Origin of the sequence: Arthrobacter sp. StoSoilB13, assembly GCF_019977255.1 — a bacterium.
Taxonomy (GTDB): Bacteria; Actinomycetota; Actinomycetes; order Actinomycetales; family Micrococcaceae; genus Arthrobacter.
This window is the reverse complement of the sequence record NZ_AP024647.1, coordinates 2,093,596-2,116,651: the sequence shown is the minus strand read 5'-3', so window position 1 is coordinate 2,116,651 and position 23,056 is coordinate 2,093,596. Positions and strand designations below refer to the sequence as shown.

The following is a 23,056-nucleotide window of genomic DNA, read 5'->3' as shown; positions in this document are numbered from 1 at the left end:
CAGTTGAGACGCAAAACATTGCCATCAAATGGCATCTCGGCGAACCAAGTCTTCGATATCCTTCACGCCCAGCCTTCCGTCACTGATCCAGACGGAGTTGGTGCGCTTGACGGTGGATCCGGCTGGGAGCTCAACGGCCTTGTCCCAAGCGAGGGCCGAGCCGACGGCCGGGTATTCGGACAACCGGACGAACCATGGGTCCGGCGATTCCGGTGGCGCGGCAAAAACCAGGGTGGCAGGGCCGCCGTCGAACTCTCCCGTCCACGCCAGCCACGGCGCAACGGAACCATGCACGGCAGGCTCCCCGTCACCTGTTGAGGAGAAGACGCGGGGCGAGCCATTGACAGGAAGACGCCAGAAGAAGCCGCCGTAGCCGCTGCCCGGGGCACCATGCGAACCGGGGCTGCCGAGTGAAACATCGACGACGGCGAGCAGTTCCGTCTCAATGTCGAGGCGCCAAGTGCGCGAGTCAACATCGGTCCGCCGGTACGATCGTCGCTCCTCGAGGACCAAGCTGCCGTCGGAGGCCAGCCAGTCGAGTTCAAGGGTCGTCCGGTCGCCTTCACGGGTGATCTTCGCTGCTTCAATGCGGCCGTGGTCCAAGAGGTCCACATACTTCCCAGCCGATCGGCGGTAGCTTCGGCCGCCCCAGAAGTTGCTGCCATTGACGTCCTGCAGGGCGAATCCCGCGCCGAGATGCCAAACGTGATCCGCCGGCAAGTGATCGGTCACCACTGTGCCGGACAACGTGGAGACCGGGTGGAGATACGGCCGGGGCGAGAGCTCGGTTTCGAGGTCCGCTCCGCTGCGAAGGGTGGCCGCAGGGTTGTTCCCTGAAGAGAAGAGAGGCTCCGCACCCGTGGTGGTCGGACGGGCCCAAGGGAGGCCCAATTCGCTGAAGGTGGCGTGGGCGCGCGTGGCACGATCCAGGATTTCCTCGATGCCTGGGATGACGGCGTGGGCCTGATCGCCCTGGCCAACCCAGTCGACACTGGTGTGGGGAATGAGCGCGGGAGCCTCGGCGGTGCGGATGGCCTCGAGGACACGCATGAAGGCGCCGCTGTGATCCAAGGGGCTCAGGAGCGGCGATCCGGACGACAAGTGCTGGAGCAGGTTTTCGGTGAGGTCGTCGCGGCCGAAGGTGCGGGTCGATTCGCCGTCGCCGTTGCGTACTGTGACACGGTCCTCCGTGTAGTGGAACACGGCAGTTCCTTCCGTTCCGTGGAGGGTGACGTAAGGTTCCACGGACTCGGCGGCGCAAAGCGTCAGGGCGCAGGTGATGGGCAACCCGTCCACGGTCCGCATCCGGATCACCGAGGTGTCATCGGCTTCGATGTCGTTGGCGCGGTAGAGGTCGGTGTCCACCGAAGCGAGGTCGTTTGCGGTGCGGGCGCCGGCGATGCGCAAGGCCGTGGCAATGGCGTGGGCAAGCGGGTTCGTGGCCACACCGTCCACGACGTCCACCCCGTCCAGGCTGCGCTTTCCAGCCCATCGCGACCGCTTGTAGTAGGCGCGGTCCCGAACCCATCGGCCGGTAGCCGAGATTCCTTTGAGGGTTCCAATACCGGGGAGTTCGTCCGTGGCTTCGCCGCTGGCCAGGCGTTCAAGTGCCTTGATGGCGTGTGAACCGAGGCTTTGGAAACCGATTTGGACGCTGCGGCCGGCAGCGGTGGCGGCTTCCTGAAGTCGACGGAAATCCTGCATGGACGCGACCGGGGGTTTCTCCAGATAGAGGTCCGCGGCGGAGGCTAGCACTGCGAGTGCCAGCGGCGCATGGGTCTGGATGGGAGTTGCCACGATGATGACGTCTGGCTGGTGTCCACTGGCCAACAGGGCATCCAGGTCGGCGTGAATGGCGGTGTTCTCCGGCAACGCGCCGGGTGCCGGAGGGTTGGGATCCGCCACAGCGACGAGGTCCACCATTCCCGAATGGCCAAGACGCTCAAGGTTGCCCAGATGGTGTGCTCCGAAGCCGTGAACACCAACCAGGGCTATTCTCGCCGGGGCGCTCCCGGGCGTCTTGGTGCTCAGGGCTGACGCGTCGGACGGCTTGTCCATGGTTCTCCTCTGCTGGCGCTGCAACGAGGCAATGACGCCGTCGTCAAGGTAATTCGTGAAGTGTCCCAGCGGGTTCAGGCTACACCTAGCAAGCGCTTTCCCAGACCCGACTGAGCCCAGTGTAGCGCGGATTTGGCTGGAATGTAACGATTCAAGAATTGTCTTGACTCTCGCGAGGGGATGCGTCTAGATTTTCGGGAAAGCGTTTACTGACTGTGACGCGGCCCACCCGGGCTACCCTGATCGGCTCGCATGACTCGTTGTTCTGCCACTTCGCAACAACTTTTCTTGCCAGCCGATCGGGCTTCTTCTGCAACGATGGAGAGGGGATGCCATGGCGTCTGCCGCCTTCGGCTTTAAGGCCTACACGCTCTTTGACACGCTCTTGTGGATTGCATGCCTGAATATCCTGTGGATCATTTTCATGGTACTGGGTGGCGTTGTCCTTGGGTGTGGCCCCAGCACTGTGGCAGCTCACATCCTGGTTCGCGAGAAGGTGCGCGGCGATGCCGCGCCGCTTGTGCGCCGCTTCGCCCGCGAGTACTTCAAGAACTTCGGCAAGGGGAATGCTCTTGGCTTGCCTGTGCTCATGGTCGGCGTAGCGCTCGTCCTGAACTGGGGGTATTTCTCGGCGGGCTGGGACTTTGGCTCGCAAGTAGCGTCGGCCGCGATCTTCGTCGCTGCCCTGGTTGCTGCCGGGGCGTGCTGCTACCTCTTCCCGATGTTTGCCCGCTACACCTTGCCGTTGCCCCAGTACTTCCTGATGTCCTCACGCTTTGCCATGAGGCACCTCGCCGGTACTGCCATTCTCCTTTTTGTGACTGCGGCCGCCGTGTTTGTTTGCCGTTCGGTGCCCGGATTGATTCCGTTCTTTGGGGTCGGGGCGTGGCTCTATGTCACCGGGTGGCTGTGCGATCGCTTCTTTGCTGCGAATGACCATGCCATGGCCGCCGGCGAAGCGGCCCGGGGCCGAGGTCCTCGTAACCCCGGCAGCGGCAACCCCGGCAGCGGCAAGCCCGGCAACTGCCGCCCCAGCCGTCAGGCGGGAGGGCAACCTTGTCTGAGGCTCCACGCAACCGCCCTTCCGTTGATACCAGGATGCTCCTTCACCGCTCCTTGGACACCCCGGTCGCCGGCATGAATGAAACGTATCAAAACGAAACATCACTGTGGAGTTTCAAGAGCTTTCCTGCCAACTCCGCAGATACACCCTCGATCTCAACCAACCCCGAAGAAGTGGAAAAGGAACAGCAATGACCAACAACGTCCTGTCCCGTAAGAAGCCAACGCTGGCGGCCGCCGTCGTCGTCGCTGCCGCCTTGGCCCTGACCGCCTGCGGTGGCGAAGCGCCGGCGTCGGACCTCTCATCCGTGAAGATCATGGCGCCCTTCCTGGAGGCGCAACCGCCGACGCCGGACGGCGCCGTGCAGAAGAAGCTTGAAGAGCTCACGGGCAAGGACATCAACATCTCGTGGGCGCCCAACGCCTCCTACGAGGACAAGATGAACATCACCTTGGCCTCCTCCGAGATCCCGAACGTCCTGGTGGTCCAGGGCAAGTCGCCGGGCTTCGTGAAGAACGCAGAAGCCGGGGCGTTCTGGGACCTCACCGAAAAACTGAAGGACTACCCGAACCTGAAGACCACGTTCCCCGAAGTCCAGCAAAACGCCAGCGTCAACGGCAAGGTTTACGGGGTTTTCCGGGCTCGTAATCCGATCCGCGCCGCCGTGATGTTCCGCCAGGACTGGCTGGACAAACTGGGCCTGAAGGTGCCGGAGACCACCGAAGACCTCTACAAAGTGGCCAAGGCATTCACCGAGCAGGATCCGGATGGCAACGGCCAGAACGACACCTACGGCATCACGATTCCCAAATGGGGCGCCCTGGGCACCAACAGCCCCTACGACATGATCGAGACCTGGTTCGGCGCCGGAAACCGCTGGACCGAGCGGGACGGCAAGCTGGTGCCGAGCTTCGAAACCGAGGAATTCCTGCAGGCTGATCGCTTCATCAAGAAGATGGTGGACGAGAAGCTCATCAACCCCGACTTCGCCACCTTCGATCCCACCAAATGGAATGAACCCTTCTTCAACGGCAAGGGCGGCATTATTGTCGACGTCGACTCCCGGGTCAGCGTACTGATCAACCTTTTCAAGCAGGCCAACCCGAGTGACTTCCAGAACAAAGTGGGCTTCGTGGGCAGCCTTAAGGGCCCGGACGGTGAACTGCACGCCCACCCGACCGACGGCTACTCCGGCTTCCTGGCCATCCCCAAGTCCAGCGTCAAAACCGAAGCCGACCTGAAGAACGTCCTGACATTCCTGGACAAACTCAACAGCAAAGAAGTTGCAGTGCTTCTCAACAACGGCATCGAGGGGGTCAACTTCACGGTTGAGGACGGCCTCGCCGCCACCATCAAGCCGGAAACGCCGGAGGGCAAGGTAGTCAACACCGACATCAAGAGCTACGCGCAACTTGGAACCAACGTCACGGGGAACAACTTCTACCCGGTGAAGCAGGCGTCCGAGTACGAGCAGAAAGTCTTTGACGATCGCGTTGCAGTGATGGCAAACGACCTCAAGAGTGCCGTATACAACCCGGCCGCGGCCTTCGTTTCCCCCACGTATGTAGCCAAGGGCGCGCAACTGGACAACATTGTGGCCGATGCCCGCATCAAGTACCTGGCCGGGCAGTTGGACGAGCAGGGCTTAAAGGATGCCATCAAGCTGTGGAACACCAGCGGCGGTCACAAGGTCAAAGAAGAAATAAACAAGCTGTGGCAGGACACCAGGAAGTGACCGCCCCGGTCGTCGAAGCCAAGGCCCCGGAGCGGGCGGCCAGCGTGCCGCCCGCCCCGGCGCGGCGACGCAGCTTTGCAGTCCACTTTGCACATTACAAATGGTTGTATCTTCTCCTCCTGCCCGGCGTCCTGTACTTCGCAGTGTTCCGGTACGGTCCCATGTACGGGGTGTCCATCGCCTTCAAGGACTACGTTCCGTTCCTGGGCGTCAACGGCAGTCCATGGGTGGGATTGACGAACTTCACCGATTTCTTCGCCAACCCGGACTTTCCGCGGTTGCTGGGCAACACACTGATCCTGGCTTTCCTGAACCTGGGGATCGCCTTCCCGCTGACCATCGTCCTGGCATTGCTGCTTAACGAGGTCCGGCTCTCGGTGCTGAAGCGAACCGTCCAGACACTCGTCTACATCCCGCACTTTCTGTCCTGGACCATCGTGGCGTCCCTGAGCTTCCTGCTCTTCGCACTGGACATCGGGCCGTTGTTCCAGTTCGTCAACGGGTTGTTCGGCACCAACGTGGACATCCTGTCCGATCCGAACTGGTTCCGGCCGCTGATCGTGCTCCAGGAAATCTGGAAGAACACCGGTTGGGGAACAATCATCTTCCTGGCGGCACTGGCTACCGTGGACCAGGACCAGTACGAGGCCGCGATTATCGACGGCGCCGGCAGGTTCCGGCGCGTCTGGCACATCACCTTGCCCGGCATTCGGTCCACCATCATCGTGATGTTGATCCTGGCCATAGGGCAGATGCTCAACACCGGCTTCGAGCAGATCTACCTCATGACCAACGCACTCAACCGCAGCGTGGCCGACGTCTTCGATACCTACGTGTACTTCGTAGGCATCACCCAAGGCGCCTACAGCTACAGCACCGCCGTCGGGCTTTTCAAGTCTTTGGTGGGCATCGTACTGATCTTCGGCACCAACTGGCTGTCCAAGCGGTTCAACCAGAGCGGACTTTTCTAATGAAGATTCACAACACGCGCGGCGGGCGGATTTTCGATGCCGCCAACTACGTCTTCCTGTCCCTGATCGGCATCATCACGCTGTTGCCTTTCGTCTACGTCCTGGCAGGATCCTTCGCCAACGAAGCAGAGATCACCCGACGGGCGTTCTTCGTCTGGCCGGAGCAATTCACGCTGGGGGCGTATGAGTACATCTTCTCCACGCCGGCATTTACCAAAGCCCTGATAACCACCGTGCTGGTCACGCTGGTTGGGACGCTGGTGCAACTGGTCCTCACGGTCACCATGGCCTACCCGCTGGCCAAACGTGGACTTCGGGGCCGGAAACTGATCCTGTCCCTGGTGGTTTTTGCCATGGTCTTCTCAGGCGGCATGATTCCAACGTTCCTGCTGGTGAAGGACCTGGGCCTGCTGAACAGCTACTGGGCGCTCATCCTGCCTGCGGCCATCAACCCGTTCAGCCTGATCATCATCAAGAACTTCTTCCAGGAACTCCCCGCGGAGCTCGAGGAATCGGCCAAGATGGACGGCGCGACGGAGATCGGAATCCTCTGGCGGATCCTGCTGCCGCTGTCCAAGCCGGTGTTGGCCACGTTTGCGCTGTTTTACGCGGTGGGTATTTGGAACGACTTCATGTCCCCGCTTTTGTACCTCAGCGACAACAACATGTGGACGCTTCAGATGTACCTGCGCCAGGTCACCGCCGCCTCGGATCTCCTTGGCACCGGCAATGTGGATCCGTCATACATTCCGCCCGAGCAAGGCATCAAGTTTGCCGTGATCGTGGTGGCAACCCTGCCCATCCTTATCTTCTACCCGTTCCTGCAGAAGCACTTTGCCAAGGGAATGCTGATCGGTTCGGTTAAGGGGTAGCAGCTCCTTGATGAAAGGAAAATCATGAAAATCCTCCTCGCGGGCGACTCCACTGTGGCAGCCTGCCCCAGCTACGAATACCCGATGAGCGGTTGGGGAGCCCACCTCGCGCCCGAAACCTATTGGTGGGCTGCGGTGCACAACTATGCCAAGGGCGGTGCCACCACGGAGTCGTTCCGCGATGAAGGCCTCTGGTATCAGCTGCTGGACCAGACCGTTAAGGGCGACCTCGTGCTGATCCAGTTCGGGCACAACGACCAAAAGCGCGGGCACCTCGCTGCCCGAACGGGCTACACGGAGAACCTGAAGCGGATGGTGGCCGATGTCCGTTCCAAGGGCGGCATTCCCATTCTGTGTACACCGGTCGAGCGCCGGAACTTCCTGGATGGAACGCTGCAGCAGACGCTGGGTGACTATCCCGCCGTCGTGCGTGAACTTGGAATGGAGCTGGGGCTGGACGTCATCGACCTCAACCAGTGGACCTGCGCGCTGTACCAGGAACTGGGGGAGGAGGGGTCCAAGGAGTTGTTCTTCCACTTCGCTCCCGGCCAGCATGCGCACTGGGCTGGCGGCCTTGAGGACAACACGCACTTCCATGAGACGGGTGCGCGCCGGATTGCGGTGTACGTCGCGGAGCAGCTCGAAGCGCTCGGCTATGGGTTGGCCGCCACCCTCAAAGCTGGAGTGGGCGCTTGATCTACTCCAACCCCTTGCGGGGTCCTTCGGATATCGCTGGTTGGGTCGCCGAAGGGCCGGTCCAGTTCGGAGTGTACGACGGCGGCCCGGATTTGGGTGGCGACGGAACCAGCGCGCTGGTTCTGTCGGGCTCCCTTGACCCAGAGGAACACGGAGACCATGCCCACTGGACCCTCTGGTGCCCTGAGGAAATCCCGGACCATGTCCGGATCGGATGGGAGTTCCTTCCGCTTGAGGAACCAGGCCTGGCCATGGTGTTCTTCTCCGCGCGGGGGCACGATGGCAAGGATCTGTTCTCCGCTTCGCTGGCACCGCGGACCGGGTACTATCCGCAGTACCACTCGGGGGATATTGATGCGCTCCACATCTCCTACTTCCGCCACAAATACGCCGCGGAGCGTGCCTTCAGGACGTGCAACCTGCGCAAAAGTGCCGGCTTCGAACTTGTAGCGCAGGGAGCGGACCCGCTTCCTCCAGCTGAAGATGCAGGCGGCTTTTATCGGATGGAAGTCATCAAAGCTGGTCCCCGTGTGGCCTTTTCGATTAATGATTTGCCCCTCTTCGACTGGGTGGACACCAGCCAGGAACTCCTGGGCAGCGGCTACTTTGGAATCCGCCAAATGGCCCCTCTGCGGGCGGCTTACCGAAACCTCTTGATCACTCCCTTGTAAGTCCCCGTCCTGGTGACCGGCGACACAACCCTATGACGTAGGATGTCCTCATGCCTCTCTTTGACCTGCCCCTTGAGCAGCTCCGTAACTACACCTCCAGCGCCGTTCCGCCTACTGATTTCGACGCTTTCTGGGAGCGCACCCTCGCCGAGGCCAGGGCCTTGCCCCTGAATGCTGCGTTCGAGCCCGTGGACAACTACCTCAGCGTCCTGGACACATTCGACGTCACGTACTCCGGCTTCGGGGGAGACCGCCTCAAGGGCTGGCTCCACGTTCCATCGCACCTTGAACCAGGGCAGCAGCTTCCCGTCGTCGTGGAGTACATCGGCTACTCCGGCGGACGCGGACTGGTCAACCAGAACACCCGGTGGGCGCAGGCTGGATACGCCCACTTCATCATGGACACCCGCGGCCAGGGCTACGGGGGCGTATCCGGTGACACCCCGGATCCACATCCGTCGGCCGGCGGCATCAACTATGCAGGCCTGATGACCCGGGGAGCCGGCCACCAGGACGATTACTACTTCCGCCGGGTCTACGTGGACGCCTTCCGTGCCGTAGAAGCGGCGCAGAGCCATCCCGCCGTCGACCCTTCCAAAGTGGTGCTGGCCGGTATCAGCCAAGGAGGTGGCATTACAGTGGCGGCCGCCGGACTGGTGGCCGGAAGGCTCGACGGCGTGATCGCCGCGCTGCCCGACGTCCCCTTCCTGCAGGACTTTCCCCGTGCGATCGACATCGCGCCTCGTGGGCCATACCCGGAAATTGCAGGCTTCCTGGGGAGGCATCGCGACAAGTATGAGCCCATGCTTGCCGTGCTGAATTACTTTGACGGCGTGCATCTCGGCCGGGCAGCCACGGTGCCTGCCCTCTTCTCAGCAGCCCAGATGGACGATATTTGCCCTCCGTCAACCGTGTTTGCAAGCTTCAACAACTACGGAGCTGGAAACCCGGCTTCGGGCGGAAATGCGCCCGCCAAGGACATCGAGGTCTACCGCTTCAATAACCACGAGGGCGGCCAGGAGCACCACTGGATCAAGCAGCTCCAGTTCCTCCGCAAACTTTTGTCATCATGACGGACCCAATTTGCCCGGTTTGACGAACCGCGGTTATGGTGTGGCTATGACTAAGCGTTGGTATGCATATTTTTCGTTGGCTCTGGAGGGGCCCGCGTCTAACTGACACGCATCCAACTTTCCTTCAGAGCCAGCAGGGCAGAGATTATTCTCTGCCCTTCGCCATATCCGGCGGGTTCTGAAAAGGGGCCCGCTCCGCATCCGGAACAGGACCCAGAAATGACCAGCATCGCTGCAGAATCCACCGAGACACTCGATAACGAGGCACTCCCCGCTGCCGGGAAAGCTTCCCAGCCCGCCACCTCCAACTTGCGGGTGGCCCGCTTCGAGCCGCTTCCAGCCCCTCAGGACCTCATCGCCGAGTTGCCGCTGGACGCCCGCTCAGCTGCCGTCGTCGACCGTGGCAGGGATGAAGTCCGGGCCATCATGGACGGCGTCGACGACCGCCTGCTGGTCATCGTCGGGCCTTGCTCCATCCACGATCCCAAGGCCGGCCTGGAATACGCGCGCCGACTGGTCAGCCAGGCGGAGAAGCACAAGGAAGACCTGCTGATCGTCATGCGGACCTACTTCGAGAAGCCCCGCACCACAGTCGGTTGGAAGGGCCTCATCAACGATCCCCACCTGGACGGCAGCCACGATATTGCCGCCGGCCCTGCGGGCAGCCCGCGGCTTCCTCAAGCAGGTCACCGCGCTGGGACTGCCCACCGCCACGGAGTTCCTGGAACCCATCAGCCCCCAGTACATGGCGGACCTCGTCTCCTGGGGTGCAATCGGCGCCCGCACCACGGAAAGCCAGATCCACCGCCAGCTCGCCTCCGGGCTGTCCATGCCCATCGGCTTCAAGAACGGAACCGACGGCGACCTCCAGGTGGCCATCGATGCCTGCGGCGCGTCAGCGGCTGAGCAGGCTTTCCTCGGAATCGACGACGACGGCCGGGCGGCTCTCGTGGCCACGTCCGGCAACCCGGACACACACGTGATCCTGCGCGGCGGCCGCAAGGGCCCCAACTACTCGCAGGAAGACGTTGCCGCTGCCTCCGCCAAGCTCGCCGCCAAGGGACTGAACCCACGCCTGATCGTGGACGCCAGCCACGCCAACAGCGGCAAGAGCCACCACCGCCAGGCCGAGGTTGCCTTGGAAATCGGTGCGCAGCTTGAAACCGGTTCTTCTTCTCCTGTTGCCGGCGTGATGCTGGAGAGCTTCCTGGTGGGCGGGGCGCAGAACCTCGACGTCGCCAAGCAGTTGGCTGGTGAGCAGGAACTGGTCTACGGCCAGAGCGTGACGGATGCCTGCATGGAATGGGACGTCACTGCTTCAGTGCTGGAGCAGCTCGCTGCGTCGGCCCGGAAGCGCCGGCTGGTTCCGGGGGAGTAGCCGGAGTAGCCGGGGAGTAGAGTCCCACTTACCGGAAATGCTTTCACATTGGTCACTTCAGCCTCTAGAGTATCTAGCACATGGTTGTTTGATGGCTCAGCATCGGCACACCGTTCTACTGGGGGTGTCCTGTCCAGCTGAGAGCAAAGGAATATGGGAAATGTCCGCGGAGACTAACTTCTCGAATGCGCGTTTCATGACTGTGGCTGAAGTAGCCGACGTCCTGCGTGTTTCCAAAATGACTGTGTATCGCCTGGTCCACTCAGGGGAAATGCCTGCCGTCAGGTTTGGCCGCTCCTTCCGGGTGCCTGAAGAAGCCGTGGCCCAGTACCTCAAGGGTGCTGTGGTCGACGGACAATCGGAGACCGCCTGAGGGCGCCGGAGTCCGTCCCGCGGACCGTGGTCACGGGGTGCCCCTTTGAAGCGGTACTCTGTTAAGGAACGTTTTACGTCAATGTAAGAATCTGTCAGTTGTACTGTCTGCTGCTAGTCCGCGGATCCGTTCCAACAGACAGGACCTTCATCTAGTTTGTAAGGAACTTTCGTGGGTTCAGTTATTAAGAAGCGCCGCAAGCGTATGGCCAAGAAGAAGCACCGCAAGCTGCTTCGCAAGACTCGCCATCAGCGCCGCAATAAGAAGTAGAGATACTTCACCAAGCGTGAATGCCCGTTGCCTCCAAGGCGGCGGGCATTTTTGCTCTCTCACATCCTGCCCCGTTTCGCCGGATGTTCTCTCACTTCCTGGCCTGTTTGGCGTGATGTTCTCTCACTTCCTGGCCTGTTTGGCCGGATGTTCTCTCACATCCTGACGCGTTTCGCCGAATGCTCTCTCACATCGCGTTCCTGGCAAACCCCGACGCAACGGATGGATCCATCCATGCAGTCCGTAGGGCCCTCTTGATCTGCCGAACGGCATTGCCAAAGTTGTCCGCCTGGTCTTCTTTTCCAAAGACAAGGACTGTCCAACCGGCTGCTCTAAAGGCTTTATCCCTGCGCCGATCGCTATGCATCTGCTCCTCCTCAAGGTGATGGCCGCCGTCGTACTGGATCGCGAGGCGACGGGCCTTGAAACCCAAGTCCGCTGAGGGCGAGAAGGGGTCGTTCGCGCGCAGCATCACCTGAAGCTGAGGTTCCGGCAAATTGGCATCAAGCATGGCCATACGTAGCAAAGTCTCTGGAGCCGAGTCGGCCCCCGACGCGCATAAGGTCCAGGGCTTGCCGTGCACGGACTACGCCTTGGCGGTTTTTGTGTCGTTCGACCATGTTCCGGAGCTGCTCGGCAGTAGCAAACGGTGCATCGCGCCCCTCAAACTCGGGCCGCGGAATGCGGATCAACTGATCTGCCACGCATACGAGGTCATGAAGGGGGAGACGACGCGCCAAATCCAGCCATGTTCGGGCTCGAGTGCTCATCCAAATCCCTTGCACTTGCTCAATCTCCCCCTCGAAGTGCTTTTCCGTGTGCCCGATGATGCCCTTGCGCCGAACCGATGGCAGATGTCGGGGTTTGCTCAAATGCAGTTCATTGGAATCCGAAAGCCAAGCTGGCAAGACAAAACCATAGAGCCTGGCGGCAGTTGTGTGGGAGATCCAAGCGCCAGGGCTGGCTGAGGAAAGGGAACGTGCGGCTGCCGGAAGGTCGAAATCCCAATCGCTTGGCCGGTACAAACCACGGCTAACGGGAAGAATGTTGCTGCTGCGCCAAATGGCTGCGGGGTTGATGCCCGCTGCTTTGGCTTCGTTCAGGCTGAAAGGCCGCAAGATCGGGCCGGACGGGTTGAGTAGCGAATTCTGCATACCCGCATTGTTTCTTGGAAGCGGCAAAGCGTGCAGAAGTTATCCACAGGCAGACCAGTGCTAATGGAGGATGTGAGAGCGGAACGGTGGAAACGCGTTGGGATGTGAGAGCGGAACGGTGGAAACGCGTTGGGATGTGAGAGCGGAACAGCTAGCGGGGACCACGGAACTTTGAGAACCCACGCCACAATCCGTAAATGGCTCCGCCGACGGTTGCGGCCTTAAGTCCTAGGGTTGCTGCACGGCGTCCGGAGCGGAAGTCGTATACAGGCCAGTTGTTGTCGCGGGCATGCCGGCGCAGCTTGGAGTCGGGGTTGATCACCACGGGGTGACCCACCATAGTCAGCAGCGGGATGTCATTGGCAGAGTCGCTGTAAGCCCAGCAGTGTTCCAAGTCCAAGCCTTCTTGATCAGCTATGAGTTGGACGGCGATGGCCTTGGCCGGCCCGTGCAGGATGTCACCCACAAGCTTGCCGGTATACATTCCGTCATGGACCTCGCCCACGGTCCCCAGCGCGCCCGTCAGTCCGAGCCTTGTTGAGATGACTGTGGCAACCTCAATGGGTGTGGCCGTCACTAACCACACCCGTCGGCCTACACGAAGGTGCTGCTCCGCGAGTGCCTTGGTTCCGGGCCAGATCCGTGACTCGATCATTTCGTCATAAACTTCTTCGCCGAGGGCTTTGATGTCCTCCACGGTTATCCCGGCAGCCAAGGTCAGGGCCGAGTCGCGCACGGCATGGACGTCGTCCATATTCTCGCCACGCATGACAAATTTGAACTGCTTCCACGCGAAGCCAGCCGCCTGGGACAGGGTGAATGCCTTGCGTTCGTACATCTTGCGGGCCACGTGGAAGAGGCTCGCGCCCTTCATCAACGTGTTGTCGACGTCGAAGAAAGCGGCTTCGCCGGTGTGCTGTGGCACCTTGGCGTCGGCGACCACGGCGGCGTTCTTCTCGTCGGGCATGCCTTGAGTCTAGTCAATCGCCCGGCCCCGGCGTTGAGGGCGCACGGTGGGCGACCGCCGGGGTGGATGTGAGAGAGGGATGGCCGGGAAGGGGGTGGGATGTGAGAGAGCGTTGGTGGTTTGGGGGTGGGATGTGAGAGAGGGATGGCCGGGAAGGGGGTGGGATGTGAGAGAGGGATGGCCGGGAAGGGGGTGGGATGTGAGAGAGCGTTGGGGGGGTTGGGGGTGGATGTGAGAGAGGGATGGCCGGGAAGGGGGTGGATGTGAGAGAGGGATGGCCGGGAAGGGGGTGGGATGTGAGAGAGCGTTGGGGCGGTTACCGTTGTGTCATGGCTATTCCCGACGTCGTCCTCCTCACCAAAGCTGACTGCCACCTGTGCACGGAGGCACGTGCCGCCGTCGAGCGCGTTACCTCGGCACTGGGCATCCAGTGGACCGAGCAGGCAATCGACGGAAAGGCAGAACTGCAGGAGCGTTACGCGGAGGAAATTCCAGTGGTGCTGGTGGACGGGGTCCAGCGCGACTTTTGGAAGATCGACGAGCAGCGCTTGACCCGTACATTGAAAAAAGTTCTCGAAGGCTGAGGACCACGGGACTCTGTTACCCGGAAGTACCGGCTTTTGTTGAGTCCGCCCCAAGGGCCATAGAGTGGAACAACAAGCGACGCAATGGAGAAAACCGTGACTGCGCTGGAACCGTCCCCGGGGGCAACAAGCGGGGACAACGAACCTGCCGCCAAGCAGATCCCGCCCGCGGCTGTGGCCCGGATGACTCTCTATTTGCGCGCGCTCAACTCGCTCCTGGCAGAAGGCGTGGAACGTGTGTCATCGGACGCGTTGGCCGAGGCTTCAGGCGTCAGCTCCTCCACGCTCCGCAAGGACCTTTCCTACGTGGGCTCGTACGGGACCCGCGGGGTGGGCTACGAAGTCCAGTACCTGAGCCGTCACATTGCTGCAGCCCTTGGCCTGACGCACGACTGGAAGGTCGCAATCGTCGGCGCCGGTAACCTCGGCAAGGCCCTGGCGCGGTACGGCGGCTTCGAGTCCCGGGGATTCGACGTCGTAGCTATTTTCGACGCAGACCCCATGGTGATCGGCAACGAGGTGGGTTGGTTGCGGGTCAGCGATTCAGCGGAACTTGAACGTGTCCTGGAACGCACCCACACCAACATGGTGGTGCTGGCGTTGCCCGCCACAGTGGCCCAGGAAGTCTGTGATCGCGTCATCGCTGCCGGAATCCGGAGCATCCTGAGCTTTGCTCCGGTTCTCCTGCAGGTTCCGCCGCACGTGAACCTCCGCAAGGTGGATATGGCCACCGAGCTGCAGATCCTGGCGTACCACGCACAACGGGCGCAGACACCGGGTCAGGCTGTCTAGCCTTTCCGGGTCCGCGCCCGCTGTGGAACGAACTGCCGTGGTTTAGCGGCCGTACGGGTTCTGGTAAGGGTTGGCGAAAGGCTGCGGCTTACGGAAATAGGGAGCCGACGCCGGCAGGTACAGCAGGACGATTGCGGCAACTCCCAGCAGGATCACCAAGAGCTGCAGGATGCCGTACGTAGCACCGAACTGGAACAGTCCGGCGAGGCCGAGGACGGAGATCGCCGCGAAGACGGTGCCCAGGATCCTGGCCCAGTTCTTGCCCTTGCGGACCGGGAATGCAACCAAGGCGTAGAGGCCCAGGGACACGATGGCCCCAATGATGGCGGCAACGACGATACCGCCACGCATGCCTTCCAGGGAGCCTTCCGGGAATTCAGTGCCCTGCTGTGCAGCCTGCTGGATCATCGAGTTGATGAAGGCATCCGAGCCGGTGGTGGCCAGGATCAGCGAGCTGATGGCGGACAGGATGCCCGCTGCGATGATCATCCAGAAGGAGATGTTGACCAGCGGGGGAACCGTAGCAGGCCCTGGCTGCTGGCTGGGCCAGTTGGTGTCCTGCCCGTATTGCGGGGCCTGCTGACCGTAGGGAGACGGCTGCTGGCCGTACGGCGACTGCTGGCCAAACTGCGGCGACTGTTGGCCAAACTGGGGAGCTTGCTGACCATATTGTGGAGCCGGGGGCTGGCCATATTGGGGAGCAGCCGGGGACTGCTGACCGTACTGCGGAGCGCTTGGCTGCTGACCATATTGGGGAGTCTGCTGGCCATACTGCGGTGCCGACGGCTGACCGTACTGCGGCATGGATGGCTGGCCCGGCTGCTCAGGCTTGTTGGCGTCGCCCTTGTTATCACCGGTGTTGGGATCGGCCGGTTTGGCGTCCCCGGCGTTGGACGGCGGGTATGGAGCGTTGCTCATGGCATTCCTTTGCTTGTTCGACTGCTGGTACGGCTGCCGGGATCAGCAAAAAGACCCTGCCCCCAGCCTGGTTCTGCTTCCACCGTACCTCCGGGGTCCGGTGCTGCGGATGATCACACGCAGGAATTTCCTGCTTCAGATGAAATCATCACGATGGCGTACGCCTTCATGATGAAGGCCGCGGTGGTCCAATGGACCACCACGGCCTTGTGCACCTGTCAGGGCGGCTTGGATGAGAGCCCGACGGCGGTACTTCAGGCAGGTTAGACGGCGCCCTTTACTGCCTTGAACCACAGCTGCGAGTTCGGCAGCCACATCAGCACAACGGCCACTGCGCTGACCAGGAAACCAAACCAGTTGCCACCCAGGCCCTGCACCGGGTCCGCCGGCGTTGATGGAGCCAAAGATAGCGAGCAAGAGCGAAACTGCGGCAAGGATGGTAAGAGCCAGCCGTGCCCATTCCTTGCCTTCCTTCATTTTCATGGCGAGGACTATCTGGGCGGCCGCGACAGCCAGGCTGATGATCAGGAGAACCAGGAGGAGTGCGGCGACGCCCGGCATGAAAGCGAACGCCGCGATGATGGCGAAGAGCCCAATGAGGCCAAACAGGAGCCCAAGGAGCCCCGAGATGACCCAAATGAAGTACGACACTTTGAGTTCGGTGGGTAGGCCCATGGTCTTGAAGAGGCCCGAGAAACCACCTTGCGGAAGGACGTCATTGAAGTTGCGGGGGCCGTCGGTGGGCATTTCGAAGTGGAAACCGCCCGCCTGTCCCGGCTGGCCTGGCCCGGGCTGCGAGTATTGGCCAGGCTGCGAATACTGACCTGGTTGCGACGGCGGCTGGTAGCCCTGGGGTGGTTGGTAACCCTGCGGTGGTTGGTAACCCGCAGGAGGAACATTGCCGGGCTGCGGAGGCTGGGAGCCGGGCTGCTGAGGCTGTGGTGCTTCATCTGGGTTACTCATGGCATCACTTTAGACCGCAGGTTGAGGGATGCATAGGAAATTCGGAGCTGCCTCGCAGTGAACTACAGGGTGTTTGCCGAATAATCGCAGGGTGACCAATGAGTATGCGAAACGGCGCCCCCACAGCGGAACTGTGACGGGGCGCCGTTTACTCGGGACTGCTGTACGAGTTCCCGTGCAAGCTGCTGTGGATCTAGGCAGCTGCCGGTGCGATGAACGCGAGTTCCAGGTTGATGACAACCTTGTCGCTGACCAGGACGCCACCGGCCTCAAGCACGGCGTTCCAGGTCAGGCCGAAGTCCTTGCGGCTGATGGTGGTTTCGCCGGAGACGCCTGCACGGGTGTTGCCGAAGGGATCCACTGCGACGCCGTTGAATTCGGTTTCGATGGAAACTTCCTTGGTGACTCCCTTGATGGTGAGATCGCCCACAAGATCGAAGCCGTCGCCGTTTGCCTTGACGTGGCGGGAGACGAAGGTGATCTCCGGGTACTTCTCCACATCGAAGAAGTCTTCGCCCTTGACGTGGCCGTCGCGGTTGACGTCGCCGGAGTCAAAGCTGGCGGTCCGGATGGTTGCGTTGACCTTGGAGTCCGTCAGCGTCTCGCCGACTTCGAGGGTTGCTTCGGCATCCTTGAAGACGCCGCGGACCTTGCTGATACCTGCGTGGCGGACGGTGAAGCCGATCTCGCTGTGGGAAGCGTCGAGGGTCCAGATGCCGGTGGTGACGTTGGCGGGAAGGGTCATCATGATGTTTCTCCTGTATGTAGTGGAAGGTACCGCTTGCTTACCCGGCGGACTGGTTGATGCATTTACTTGAAACGTCAACCGAGCTTCGTGTCTAGTATAAACATGCATATGCATCTTTTATTCCAACTCCACGGAACATTTTGAGAAAACTTTGAGTTCTACTGACGGTAGAAGATTTCGGATCGCCCCGCTTCTTTGAGAAACTGGTAAACATGCCCCAAGCAACTGTCCATCTGCTTCGCCATGGCGAGGTCCATAATCCCGATGGCGTCCTCTATGGCCGGCTGCCTGAATTCCATCTCTCCGAGCGGGGCCGGGAGATGGCCCGCATGCTGGCCGAGCACTTCACCGTCCGCGCAAACGAGGGTGCCAGGATTGTCCACTTGGTCGCCTCGCCGCTCACGCGCGCCCAGGAAACGGCAATGCCCACTGCCGAGGCGCTCCATCTCGATATCCATACAGACCCCAGGATCATCGAAGCAGAGAACCACTTCGAGGGACTCCACCCCACGCGCAGCGAATTCCTGAAGCCCAAGCACTGGCTCTATTTCCGGAACCCCCTGCGCCCGTCCTGGGGCGAGCCCTACAAAGAGCAGGCCGCACGCGTCATGGCTGCCGTTGAAGATGCGCGTGTCAAGGCGATCGAATTGGGTGGCGACGGCGCGGAAGCGATCCTCGTCAGCCATCAGCTTCCCATCTGGTCCACCCGCCTGTCCGCCGAGGGCCGCCGGCTGGCGCACGACCCCCGTAAGCGTGAGTGCACCTTGACCTCCCTGACATCCCTGGTCCTGGACGAGGACGGCAGGATTGTGCGGGTCGAATACAGCGAACCTGCTGCCGTGCTCCTTCCCGGTGCAGCAAGCACTCCGGGGGCGTAGGCACATGGACAACAACGTTTCGCGTCGCGGCGTGCTCACAGCCGGTGGTGTCCTGTTGGCAGGACTTATCATGGGCCTGTCGGCCTGCGCCCAGAAGGACTCCCTCGCAGAGCAGGCCCGAAAAGGCGACAACAAGAACTACGTGGCCGGGGATGGTTCCGTCACCGAGTTCGCCAAAGCGGACCGCGCTGCACCGGTGGCGCTCAAGGGGACACTCTTCAATGGGGAGACGGTCAAGCCCGAAGACCTCAAGGGTAAAGTCACGGTCTTGAACTTCTGGTTCGCGGCCTGTGCCCCGTGTCGCGTCGAAGCTCCCCAGCTTGAAGCCCTGCACCAGGACTTCAAGGACCAAGGCGTTCAATTCTTCGGCGTTAACCTGCGTGACGAGAAAGCCACCGCAGAGGCCCTTCGACAAGACCTTCAACCTCACCTACCCGAGCTTCAACGACAAAGACGGGGCCGTGCTCCTGTCTGTGTCCGGAATCGTGCCTCCGGGCGCGGTGCCCACCACATTGGTCCTGGACAAGGAGGGCAAAGTTGCCTCCCGCGTCCTCGGCGAAATTGAGAAGAGCACGTTGAAGGCCCTCATTACGTCCGCAGTGGCTGAGTAGTACCAATGAACAGTCCTTTCGCCGAGACGATCCTGAACGGATCACTGCTGCTTGCCGTGCCGGTTGCGCTGCTGGCCGGACTCGTCTCGTTCCTTTCGCCGTGCGTGCTGCCACTCGTCCCCGGCTACCTTGGCTACGTCACGGGACTGACCGGCGTCGACCTCCAAAAGCAGCGGCGGGGCCGCATGCTGGCAGGTATTGGGCTGTTTGTGCTGGGCTTCTCGGTGATCTTTGTCCTCCTGGGCGGTGCGTTTGGGCAGCTCGGGACCCTCTTGACGGGCCCGCAGAACGCCTGGATCACCCAAGTGCTGGGCATTCTGGTCATTCTCATGGGCGTTGTCTTTATGGGTGGCTTTGGTTGGTTGCAGCGCGATGCCAAAATCCATGCGAAGCCTCCGGCCGGCCTGTGGGGCGCGCCGCTCCTGGGGCTGACGTTCGGCCTGGGGTGGGCCCCATGCATCGGGCCCACATACTCCGCGGTACAGTTGCTGAGCTTGTCCGGCGGATCGTCGGCGGCAAAGGGTGCGCTCCTGGCCTTCGTTTACAGCCTTGGCCTGGGTATCCCGTTCCTCCTGATCGCCCTTGCCGTCCGGCGGGGCATGGGCGTCATGTCCTTCTTCCGGACGCACCGCCTGGCGATCCAGCGGTTTGGCGGAGGCATCCTGATTTTGCTCGGCATCCTGATGGCCACCGGTGTGTGGGGAACCTGGGTGACCGAGTTGCAGTACTGGTTCCAAACCGATGTGAAGTTGCCAATCTGATGAGCGAGTCCGTGAAAGCCAAGAAGAAGTCACCACCCGCTGAAAGCACGAACACGAAGACAGCGGAAGGAAAACTCCAGCAGGCCAAGTCCGAGGCCGCGCTGCCCTCCCTGGGTATCCTGGGCATGCTTCGGTGGGCTTGGACCCAGCTGACGAGCATGCGGACGGCATTGTTCCTGCTGCTCCTGTTGGCTGTGGGCGCGGTGCCGGGGTCCCTGTTCCCGCAACGCCCTGCGAACCCTGCGGTTGTCACCCAGTACATCAAGGACAACCCGTCCTACGGGCAGCTGCTCGACGCCCTGCAGCTTTATGACGTGTACTCGTCGGCCTGGTTCTCGGCCATTTACATCCTGCTGTTCATCTCCCTGATCGGTTGCGTCACCCCGCGGGCCATCGCCCACTACAAGGCGATGAAGTCGCAGCCGCCGCGCACGCCCAAGCGCCTTTCGCGACTGCCGGAGTACGGCACCTTGGCGCTGCCCGCCGACGCCGGGATCCCGGCGTCGAAGGCTATCAACGATGCCGCCGGACTGCTCAAAAGGCGCGGCTACCGCGTGGAAGTCAGGAATGTCGACGGCGACCTCCCGTCCTTGGGTGCCGAGCGCGGCTTCCTGAAGGAAGTCGGCAACCTGGTCTTCCACACTTCCCTGATCGGCGTGTTGGTTTCCGTGGCTATCGGCGGCCTGTTCGGCTACAGCGGCCAGCGGATCCTCGTGGAGGGCGAGACGTTCGTCAATACTTTGGTGGGTTACGACCAATTCACGCCGGGCACCAACTTCCAGAGCAGTTGGCTCCAGCCCTACTCCATTCAGCTGGACAAGTTCGAGGCCACCTTCGATCGCGAATCGCCGAAGAAGATCGGCCAGCCCATCGACTACACCGCTGAGGTCACCACCAAGGAAAATCCGGATTCGCCGGCGAAGAAGGAAATCCTCAAGGTCAACGACCCCATTACACTGGGCGGCACCAGCCTGTACCTCACCGGAAACGGCTACGCCCCCGTAGTGACCGTCCGCGACGGCGAGGGCAACATCGCTTTCCAGGGACCGGTCACGGCCAAGGTGCAAGGCGACAACTACTACTCATCCGTGGTCATCAAGGTGCCGGACGGCAAACCGGACCAGCTGGCGTTCCAAGGCTTCTTCCTGCCCACGGCCTTCAAATCCGATGAGGGCATCTCCTTCAGCGCAAGTCCTGAACTCTTCAACCCACAGTTGAGCCTTGACTCCTACTACGGCGACCTCGGCCTGGACAAGGGCGTGCCCCAGAACGTGTTCGAGCTGGACGTCAGGGACCTCACGCAGCTCAACGGCCGGAAACTTGAAGCCGGCGGAATCACGCTTGCCCCAGGGATGACGAAAACACTGCCGGACGGCAAAGGCAGCATCAGCTTCGACGGCGTCAAGAAGTACATCGGCGTGGACGTCCACCACAACCCCGGGCAGCTGTACGCGTTGATCTTCGGCCTACTCGCCGTTGCCGGCCTGGTGACTTCGCTCTACGTCAACCGCCGCCGTGTCTGGGTCCGCACGGGAACCCACCAGGACGGCCGCACCATGGTGGAGTATGGCCTGCTGGCGCGAGGCGAAGACCACCGGCTCGCGGGCGAAGCAGCAGCCCTCCGTGAACTCTTTACCGGGGAATGGCAGATCTCCTCTGACTCCGGCAACCCGGCAGCAACCCCCACAGTCTCTTCCCCAACCTCGAAGGACCAGTAATGCCCGTCATCAACGAAACCCTGGGCCAGTACAGCGAGCTGTTCATGCTGCTGGCCGCCGGCACGTACACCGTGGCGTTTATCGCGTTTGCCTGGGACCTGGCCAAGAGCAGCAAGGCGCTGCGTGCAATCGACTTGAAGGCTGCCGCCAGCTCTCCTTCAGAGAAGGTGGCGGTGGCCGCTGGTCGCGCCAGCGGACGCTTGGGAGGGGCCGACGCCGGTGGGCCGGCTGGCCGTGCCGAGCGTCCGACGTCGGGCCTCACCATCGAGGGTGGCACAGCGGCTGGTGACATGAAGTACTCAGCCGAACGGCGTGTGCCTGCCCGGGTGGCTGTGGCACTTACAGTACTGGGCGTACTCATTCATGGTGCGGGCGTTGTGACCCGTGCACTGGGCGCAGGCCGGGTGCCGTGGGGCAACATGTACGAGTTCCTCACCACCGGTGCATTCGTCGCCGTGGCAGTCTTCCTGATCGTGCTCATCCGCCGTGACCTGCGGTTCCTCGGTACGTTCGTCATCGGCCTGGCCATCATCATGCTGGTGGCTGCTTCGGTATCGTTCTGGACGCCGGTGGGCCACCTGGTCCCGGCCCTGCAGAGTTACTGGCTGATCATCCACGTCTCCATCGCGGTCCTGTCCTCGGCCCTGTTTACTTTGACCTTCGCCATGTCCGCGCTGCAGTTGGTTCAGTCGTACCGGCAGAAGAACCTGGCCGCGGGCCGGACGGACAATCTTGGCTTCATGCGGGTGGTCCCGAACGCGCTGAGCCTGGAAAACCTGTCCTACCGCATCAACGCGATCGCCTTCATCGGCTGGACGTTCACCCTCATGTTCGGTGCCATCTGGGCTGAGAAGGCCTGGGGCAGGTTCTGGGGCTGGGACCCCAAGGAAGTGTGGACGTTTGTCATTTGGGTGGTCTACGCCGGCTACCTTCACGCCCGGGCTACCCGTGGTTGGACGGGAACCCGCGCAGCGTGGTTGTCGATCGTTGGCTACGCCTGCGTGATCATCAACTTCACACTCGTGAACACCGTCTTCAACGGCCTCCACTCGTACTCCGGGCTCTAAGCCGTGCTCGGGCTCTAAGCCGCGGGAACGCCTTAGATTTCCGGAACGCCTTAGATTTCAGTAGCGCCTTAGATTTCCGTCGCGCGCCGGCGTCCACTTATCAGCCACGCCGTGGTGGAGGGCAGGAACAACAGGATCAGGCCAGCTGCAGCCAGGACGTACTGCACGGCAAGCAGCACAGTGGACAGGATGCCTTCGCCTCCCGTCGCGACGACGAAATCGGCCGTGATCACTGTGACCACGGCGTGCAGGAGCGCCACCGGTGCCAGCAGCCAGCGTGCCCAGCTGCGGCGCTTGAAGGCCACAGCCAGCAGGACGGCTTCCATAGCGACCACCAGCGCAAGCATGGCCAGGCTTCCCAGGAACACGACGGCGGTCGCTCCCTCGATTGCCTGGGCGTCGCCGTCGGGGAGTTTTCCCGCGATAACGTCCTGGAGACGATCCAGGTGCGAATCGCGGGCAAGGAAACTGGTGACGACTACTGCGGTTCCTGCGGCAAAGCTGGCTACCCACAACCACCTGGACAGCAGCGCCGGGCCTGGTGGCCGCACGACGGCGTCGCCGGGTGCGGTTTCGGCGGGCGGCGTAGGCGAGCCGGGCGGGGTAGGAGAGCCGGGTGGGGGAGGAGACAGGGAAACGCCGGAGCTGGACTGCGGCTTGGACGGTGGTGGCCCGTCGATGGGTGACGCGGTAGCAGAAGACTGCCGTGATCCATCAGCTTGCCGGGCCATGTTC

At 61.8% G+C, this 23,056-nt stretch carries 23 protein-coding genes and 2 pseudogenes; 17 read left to right on the top strand and 8 right to left on the bottom strand.

Translation table 11 applies throughout. The features are described 5' to 3' along the window. Positions 1 to 24: 24 nt before the first annotated feature. On the bottom strand, positions 25 to 2,058 hold the full coding sequence (locus tag LDP01_RS09880; RefSeq protein WP_224088791.1) for a DUF6807 family protein: 2,034 nt from the start codon (positions 2,056 to 2,058) through the stop codon (positions 25 to 27). Between the two features lie 334 nt (positions 2,059 to 2,392). Between LDP01_RS09880 and LDP01_RS09875 the strand changes: the two genes are divergently transcribed. The 10 genes and pseudogenes from LDP01_RS09875 to LDP01_RS09830 all read left to right on the top strand — a co-directional run bounded on the left by LDP01_RS09875 (position 2,393) and on the right by LDP01_RS09830 (position 11,160). After that, complete coding sequence (locus tag LDP01_RS09875; RefSeq protein ID WP_224088789.1) at positions 2,393 to 3,199, top strand: YesL family protein; 807 nt, start codon at positions 2,393 to 2,395, stop codon at positions 3,197 to 3,199. 112 nt (positions 3,200 to 3,311) lie between these two features. Then, a complete protein-coding gene (locus tag LDP01_RS09870) occupies positions 3,312 to 4,856 on the top strand; it encodes an extracellular solute-binding protein (protein WP_224088788.1) in 1,545 nt (514 codons plus the stop codon). Beyond that, complete coding sequence (locus LDP01_RS09865) at positions 4,853 to 5,827, top strand: ABC transporter permease (protein WP_224088786.1); 975 nt, start codon at positions 4,853 to 4,855, stop codon at positions 5,825 to 5,827. The genes LDP01_RS09870 and LDP01_RS09865 overlap by 4 nt, the downstream gene beginning before the upstream one ends. Next, complete coding sequence (locus LDP01_RS09860; RefSeq protein WP_224088785.1) at positions 5,827 to 6,699, top strand: carbohydrate ABC transporter permease; 873 nt, start codon at positions 5,827 to 5,829, stop codon at positions 6,697 to 6,699. The genes LDP01_RS09865 and LDP01_RS09860 overlap by 1 nt, the downstream gene beginning before the upstream one ends. Positions 6,700 to 6,723: 24 nt before the next feature. Then, entirely contained in the window at positions 6,724 to 7,395 is a 672-nt protein-coding gene (locus LDP01_RS09855) for a rhamnogalacturonan acetylesterase (protein ID WP_224088784.1), read from the top strand. Further along, entirely contained in the window at positions 7,392 to 8,066 is a 675-nt protein-coding gene (locus LDP01_RS09850; protein ID WP_224088783.1) for a DUF1961 family protein, read from the top strand. Before LDP01_RS09855 ends, LDP01_RS09850 begins: the two co-directional genes overlap by 4 nt. Positions 8,067 to 8,116: 50 nt before the next feature. Beyond that, complete coding sequence (locus LDP01_RS09845; protein WP_224088782.1) at positions 8,117 to 9,139, top strand: acetylxylan esterase; 1,023 nt, start codon at positions 8,117 to 8,119, stop codon at positions 9,137 to 9,139. 219 nt (positions 9,140 to 9,358) lie between these two features. Beyond that, positions 9,359 to 10,517: pseudogene (locus LDP01_RS09840) on the top strand (3-deoxy-7-phosphoheptulonate synthase). Positions 10,518 to 10,677: 160 nt separating this feature from the next. Beyond that, positions 10,678 to 10,890 carry a helix-turn-helix domain-containing protein gene (locus LDP01_RS09835; protein ID WP_017199160.1) on the top strand — a complete coding sequence of 71 codons (213 nt, stop codon included), beginning with the start codon at positions 10,678 to 10,680 and terminating at the stop codon, positions 10,888 to 10,890. Positions 10,891 to 11,061: 171 nt separating this feature from the next. Beyond that, positions 11,062 to 11,160, top strand: a complete 99-nt coding sequence (locus LDP01_RS09830; RefSeq protein ID WP_003792170.1) for a 30S ribosomal protein bS22 — start codon at positions 11,062 to 11,064, stop codon at positions 11,158 to 11,160. Positions 11,161 to 11,347: 187 nt separating this feature from the next. On the opposite strand, the gene LDP01_RS23715 is transcribed toward LDP01_RS09830, so the two are convergent. The 3 genes from LDP01_RS23715 to LDP01_RS09820 form a co-directional block, all read right to left on the bottom strand. After that, positions 11,348 to 11,671 carry an endonuclease domain-containing protein gene (locus LDP01_RS23715; RefSeq protein WP_346658880.1) on the bottom strand — a complete coding sequence of 108 codons (324 nt, stop codon included), beginning with the start codon at positions 11,669 to 11,671 and terminating at the stop codon, positions 11,348 to 11,350. Then, positions 11,664 to 12,314, bottom strand: a complete 651-nt coding sequence (locus LDP01_RS09825) for a hypothetical protein (protein ID WP_346658879.1) — start codon at positions 12,312 to 12,314, stop codon at positions 11,664 to 11,666. Before LDP01_RS09825 ends, LDP01_RS23715 begins: the two co-directional genes overlap by 8 nt. Positions 12,315 to 12,465: 151 nt before the next feature. Continuing rightward, positions 12,466 to 13,281: an HAD family hydrolase gene (locus LDP01_RS09820; protein ID WP_224088781.1), complete on the bottom strand. Its 816-nt coding sequence runs from the start codon at positions 13,279 to 13,281 to the stop codon at positions 12,466 to 12,468. A 329-nt stretch (positions 13,282 to 13,610) separates the two neighbouring features. Here LDP01_RS09820 and LDP01_RS09815 point away from each other — a divergent pair, with 329 nt between their 5' ends. Together LDP01_RS09815 and LDP01_RS09810 are read left to right on the top strand one after the other, a co-directional pair. Further along, entirely contained in the window at positions 13,611 to 13,865 is a 255-nt protein-coding gene (locus LDP01_RS09815) for a glutaredoxin family protein (RefSeq protein WP_224088780.1), read from the top strand. 84 nt (positions 13,866 to 13,949) lie between these two features. After that, entirely contained in the window at positions 13,950 to 14,657 is a 708-nt protein-coding gene (locus LDP01_RS09810; protein ID WP_224088779.1) for a redox-sensing transcriptional repressor Rex, read from the top strand. A gap of 42 nt (positions 14,658 to 14,699) precedes the next feature. Here LDP01_RS09810 and LDP01_RS09805 read toward each other — a convergent pair whose 3' ends face one another. The 3 genes from LDP01_RS09805 to LDP01_RS09795 form a co-directional block, all read right to left on the bottom strand. After that, entirely contained in the window at positions 14,700 to 15,575 is an 876-nt protein-coding gene (locus LDP01_RS09805; protein WP_527249069.1) for a hypothetical protein, read from the bottom strand. 135 nt (positions 15,576 to 15,710) lie between these two features. Continuing rightward, positions 15,711 to 16,538, bottom strand: coding sequence for a hypothetical protein (locus LDP01_RS09800; RefSeq protein ID WP_224088778.1), 828 nt, complete (start codon positions 16,536 to 16,538; stop codon positions 15,711 to 15,713). 193 nt (positions 16,539 to 16,731) lie between these two features. Then, positions 16,732 to 17,283: a YceI family protein gene (locus tag LDP01_RS09795; protein ID WP_224091146.1), complete on the bottom strand. Its 552-nt coding sequence runs from the start codon at positions 17,281 to 17,283 to the stop codon at positions 16,732 to 16,734. A gap of 215 nt (positions 17,284 to 17,498) precedes the next feature. On the opposite strand from LDP01_RS09795, the gene LDP01_RS09790 reads away from it, so the two are divergent. The 5 genes and pseudogenes from LDP01_RS09790 to ccsB all read left to right on the top strand — a co-directional run bounded on the left by LDP01_RS09790 (position 17,499) and on the right by ccsB (position 22,321). Then, positions 17,499 to 18,164: a histidine phosphatase family protein gene (locus LDP01_RS09790; protein ID WP_224088776.1), complete on the top strand. Its 666-nt coding sequence runs from the start codon at positions 17,499 to 17,501 to the stop codon at positions 18,162 to 18,164. A gap of 4 nt (positions 18,165 to 18,168) precedes the next feature. After that, a pseudogene (locus tag LDP01_RS09785) lies at positions 18,169 to 18,775 on the top strand (TlpA family protein disulfide reductase). A 5-nt stretch (positions 18,776 to 18,780) separates the two neighbouring features. Further along, positions 18,781 to 19,536, top strand: coding sequence for a cytochrome c biogenesis CcdA family protein (locus tag LDP01_RS09780; protein ID WP_224088774.1), 756 nt, complete (start codon positions 18,781 to 18,783; stop codon positions 19,534 to 19,536). Beyond that, entirely contained in the window at positions 19,536 to 21,254 is a 1,719-nt protein-coding gene (gene resB / locus LDP01_RS09775; protein WP_224088773.1) for a cytochrome c biogenesis protein ResB, read from the top strand. The genes LDP01_RS09780 and resB overlap by 1 nt, the downstream gene beginning before the upstream one ends. After that, complete coding sequence (ccsB, locus tag LDP01_RS09770; protein WP_224088771.1) at positions 21,254 to 22,321, top strand: c-type cytochrome biogenesis protein CcsB; 1,068 nt, start codon at positions 21,254 to 21,256, stop codon at positions 22,319 to 22,321. The genes resB and ccsB overlap by 1 nt, the downstream gene beginning before the upstream one ends. Before the next feature lie 68 nt (positions 22,322 to 22,389). Here ccsB and LDP01_RS09765 read toward each other — a convergent pair whose 3' ends face one another. Continuing rightward, positions 22,390 to 23,052, bottom strand: coding sequence for a hypothetical protein (locus LDP01_RS09765; RefSeq protein WP_224088769.1), 663 nt, complete (start codon positions 23,050 to 23,052; stop codon positions 22,390 to 22,392). Positions 23,053 to 23,056 lie beyond the last annotated feature (4 nt).